Source organism: Actinomadura roseirufa, assembly GCF_900659635.1.
GTDB classification, from domain to species: Bacteria; Actinomycetota; Actinomycetes; order Streptosporangiales; family Streptosporangiaceae; genus Spirillospora; species Spirillospora roseirufa.
Genome location: NZ_CAACVB010000447.1, coordinates 1 through 4,159 on the forward strand (window position 1 = coordinate 1; position 4,159 = coordinate 4,159).

The 4,159-nt window shown below is 77.0% G+C and carries 5 protein-coding genes; 4 read left to right on the plus strand and 1 reads right to left on the minus strand.

What is annotated here, in order from left to right; all coding sequences use genetic code 11:
- Window positions 1-1,098, minus strand: a 1,098-nt coding sequence (locus tag E1291_RS39800; RefSeq protein ID WP_131743175.1) for an AfsR/SARP family transcriptional regulator, incomplete at its 3' end; no start/stop codon positions are given.
- 126 nt (window positions 1,099-1,224) lie between these two features.
- On the opposite strand from E1291_RS39800, the gene E1291_RS39805 reads away from it, so the two are divergent.
- From E1291_RS39805 to E1291_RS39820, 4 genes are all read left to right on the plus strand, one after another.
- On the plus strand, window positions 1,225-2,436 hold the full coding sequence (locus E1291_RS39805) for an MFS transporter (RefSeq protein ID WP_131743176.1): 1,212 nt from the start codon (window positions 1,225-1,227) through the stop codon (window positions 2,434-2,436).
- A 113-nt stretch (window positions 2,437-2,549) separates the two neighbouring features.
- Window positions 2,550-2,834, plus strand: coding sequence for a hypothetical protein (locus E1291_RS39810; RefSeq protein ID WP_131743177.1), 285 nt, complete (start codon window positions 2,550-2,552; stop codon window positions 2,832-2,834).
- A 133-nt stretch (window positions 2,835-2,967) separates the two neighbouring features.
- Window positions 2,968-3,363 carry a Vgb family protein gene (locus tag E1291_RS39815; protein WP_207401205.1) on the plus strand — a complete coding sequence of 132 codons (396 nt, stop codon included), beginning with the start codon at window positions 2,968-2,970 and terminating at the stop codon, window positions 3,361-3,363.
- Between the two features lie 155 nt (window positions 3,364-3,518).
- The coding region (locus tag E1291_RS39820) for an MFS transporter (protein ID WP_242614674.1) at window positions 3,519-4,159 on the plus strand (641 nt) is incomplete at its 3' end.

Here is a 4,159-nt window from a genome sequence, read left to right on the forward strand (position 1 = left end):
GTCGTCGTCGGGGATGCCGAGCGCGGCGAGGATCTCCCGGGCCAGCTCCGCGGCGCCGCCGCGGCGGGCGGCCAGTTCGACGAGCCGGACCCCGCCGGGGAGGGCGGCCTCGTCCGCGGCGAGCCGGGAGGCGGCCTCCAGCGCCAGGCGCGTCTTGCCGACCCCGCCCGGCCCGGTGAGGGTGACCAGGCGGGACGCTCCGACGAGCCGCCGCACGTCCCGCAGGCACCGGTCCCGGCCGATGAGCGAGGTCAGCGGGGCCGGCAGGTTCGAGCGCGGCGGCGGGGCGGGCACGGCGGCGGGGCCGGGGCCGCTCACCGGGACGCCGGGGGCCGTGGTCCCGGGGGCCGTGATCCGCGGGGCGAGGGAGGGGTCCTGGCGGAGGATGGCGGTGTGCAGGGCCGCCAGTTCCGGTCCCGGTTCCAGCCCCAGTTCGGCGGCGAGCGTGGTCCGCGCCTCGGCGTAGGCGGCCAGGGCCTCGCTCTGGCGGCCCGCCAGGTACAGGGCCCGCATCTGGGCGGCGCGCAGGCGCTCGCGGAGCGGGTGGCGTGCCACCAGGGAGGCCAGCTCGGCGGCGAGCGGGGTGTGCTCGCCCGCGTCGAGGCGGCTCTCGGCCCGCTCCTCCAGGACGTCCAGGCGCCGCTCCTCCAGGCGCCGCGCCGCGTCCCGCGCGAACGCCGCGTCGGCGAAGTCGGCGAACGCGGGCCCGCGCCACAGGTCCAGGGCCTCGGTGAGCAGCGCGGCCCGGACGGCGGGGTCGCGGGAGTCGCGGGCCCGCGCGGCCAGGGCGGCGAACCGGGCGGCGTCCACCTCGTCGCCGGGGCGGTCCAGGACGAGCCGGTAGCCGGCCGCCTGGCGCGGCACGCGGTCGCGGCCGAGGGCCCGGCGCAGCAGGGACACCTTGGCCTGCAGGGCGTTGGCGGGCTTGCCGGGCGGCCGCCCGGCCCACAGGTCCTCGACGAGCCGGCCGGCGGACACCGGGCGGCCCTCGTGGGCCAGCAGGACCGCGAGCAGCGCGCGGACCTTCACCTCGGGAATCCCGACCGGCTCCCCTTCCTCGTCCCACACCGTCAGTGGACCGAGCACGCCGAACCGCATGACCGCACCGTACACATGGCCGCGTGGTGGGCCGTCAGCGGATCGTCAGCGGGTCCGAAGCGGAGCGCGGCACCGTCGTTCCCGTAAGGCGGCACGGCCGCGCCCCCCGACCGAGGATCGACCATCATGCGCACCGCGGACCTGGATCCCCTCTCCCCCTCCCGGGCGGAGGACGGCGACCGCAGACCGCCCCTGCCGGCGCTGCTGGCGCTGGCGACGGCGGTGTTCATCACCAGCCTGACCGAGACGCTGCCCGCGGGCCTGCTGCCGGGGATGAGCGCCGGCCTGGGCGTCGGCGAGCCGGCGGCGGGGCAGGCCGTCACCGTGTACGCGGCCGGGACGGCGCTGACCGCCGTCCCGCTGACCGCGGCGACGGCGGCGTGGCGGCGCAAGCGCCTGCTGCTGGCGACGGTCACGGGCTTCGCCGTGGCCAACACCGTCACGGCGGTGTCGGACTCCTACGTCCTGACGATGGCCGCGCGGTTCGCCGCCGGGGTGGCCGCGGGCCTGGCGTGGGCGCTGCTGGCCGGGTACGCCCGCCGGCTGGCGCCGCCGCACCTGCAGGGCCGGGCGATCGCCATCGCCATGGCGGGCATCCCCCTGGCGCTGTCGGCGGGCGTGCCGGCGGGCACGTTCGTGGGGACGGAGTTCGGGTGGCGGACGGCGTTCCTCGCCGTGACCGCGCTGACCGTCGTGCTGATCGGCTGGATCGTCGTGGCCGTCCCCGACCTGCCGGGGCGGCGGGAGGGGCGGGCCGCGGGTCCGGGCGTCCTGCGCGTTCCGGGCGTGGCGCCGGTGCTGTTCGTGACGTTCGCCTTCGTCCTGGCGCACACGATCCCCTACGCCTACATCGCCACGTTCCTCGACGACGCCGGCATGGGCGGGTCCACCGACGTGGTGCTGCTGGTGTTCGGCGGCGCGTCGCTGCTGGGCATCTGGGTGGTGGGCGCGCACATCCACCGCCGCCTGCGGGCGTTGACCGTCATGAGCGTCGTGCTGGTCGCCGCGGCCGCCACCGTGCTGGCTCTGGGGGCCGGCACGCCCGCGCTCGTCTACGCGGCCGTGACGCTGTGGGGTCTCGGCTGGGGCGGCGCGCCGACGCTGCTGCAGACCGCGGCGGGCGAGGCGGGCGGGGACTCGGCGGATTCGGCGCAGGCCCTTCTCGTGACGTTGTGGAACGTGGCGATGGCGGGCGGCGGGATCGCCGGGGGCGTCCTGCTGGGCCTGTTCGGCGCGGGGTCGTTCGCCTGGGCGACGTTCGTGCTGCTCGTGCCCGTCCTGGTGGTGGTGCTCGCGGCTCGCGTCCACGGTTTCCCCGCCCGGCGCGGCGCCCGCTGAGCCTCCCGCGTCCAGCGACCACGGTTTCCTTGGCCGGTGCATTGCCTTATCCGCAGGTCACGGGGGAAAGCAGCCTGCTGGACACGCGACCGCGAGCCGATGAGGAGAAGGCCATGCTCTCGCAACTGCGCAAGATGGGGCTGTCGTCGAACGTGCTGTACACGCTGGGGTTCGGCTCGATCGGGCTGTCCTTCGCCGCCTGGGCGGTCTCGCTGAAGGCCGAGGCCGCCGAGATCGACCGGGCCGACCGGTGGGGCATCTTCGTGGGCCACTGGGCGCCCACGTTCTTCGCCCTGGGCACCGCGATGCGCCTGGAGGAGCAGTGGGGCGTCCGGGGCCGGCACGAGGACACCGAGCGGCGCGCCGCCGACGCCCGCGAGGCGATGCGCGTCGGCTGACCCGGCCGCGCGGCCGCCCCGCGCGCCGCCGCCACCGTCCTCCGTGATCGTTAATGACGGGCGCGGCCGGTTCGGCGAGCGTTGGTCTCGCCTTCGCACGAAAAGGGCACGAGGTGGGACGAAAGGACGGTTCATGTCGCAGGGTTCGCATGTCACGATCAGGGAGTTCGCCGTGTCCGGACCGGACGCGGGCCCTTACGGTGTCACGGCGGGCCCGGACGGCGCCCTGTGGTTCGTCGAGATCGGCGCCGGCCAGATCGGGCGGATCACGGTCGAGGGCAAGGTCACCGAGTTCGCGCTGCCCGACCCCGCCGCGCGCCCGCACGCCGTCGCCGCCGGGCCCGACGGGTCGCTGTGGTTCACCGAGTGGGGCACCGCGCACGTCGGCCGCATCACCCCGGAGGGCCGGATCGACGAGCACGCGCTGCCGACGCCGGGAAGCGAGCCGCACGGCATCGCGCCCGGCCCCGACGGCGCGCTGTGGGTCGCGCTGGAGACCGGGGCGCTGGCCCGGGTCGCCATCGCCTGATCTCCGCGCCCGGCCCGCCGCCCCGATTCGCTTTTCGGAACCGTGGCCCTGACCACGGGCCTGACCTGCGGGCCGTCCACCCGGGCGGGCGGTGGCGGGCGCCGCGCGGGGAAGGTTCGAGGCTCGGCGAAACGTCCGCGGGGCACGGTGGAGGCATGTCCGCCGAGACCACCGCGCACGCGCCGTCCGCCCAGTCCTCGATCCGGTTCTCCGCCCCGGCGCCCGTCCCGCGTCGCGGGGCGATGCTCGCCATCCTGTGCGCCGGGATGTTCTTAGTCCTGCTCGACGTGACCGTCGTCAACGTCGCGCTGCCGGGGATCGGCCGGGCGCTGGGGACGGATCTGCCGGGCCTGCAGGGCGTGGTGGACGGCTACGCGGTGGCGATCGCCGGGCTGCTTCTGGGCGGCGGCGCGCTCGGCGACCGGTTCGGGCACCGCCGGACGATCGTCGCGGGTCTCGTGCTGTTCGGCGCGGCGTCGGTGTGCTGCGGGGCGGCGCCGGGCGCGGGATCGCTGATCGCGGCGCGGGTGGTCCAGGGGGCGGGGGCCGCGCTGCTGCTGCCGGGCGGCCTCGCCGTGATCACCGCGGTGTATCCGGGCCGGGCCGAGCAGGCGCGGGCCCTGGGGGTGTGGGGGGGGGTGTCCTCGACCGCGCTCCCGGCGGGGCCGCTGCTGGGCGGGCTGCTGGTCGACTCCGCGGGCTGGCGGTGGATCTTCCTGATGAACGCGCCGATCACGGCGGTGGCGGTCGCCGGGGTGCTCGCGGTCGTGCGCGAGCCGCGGCGGGCCGGCGCGCG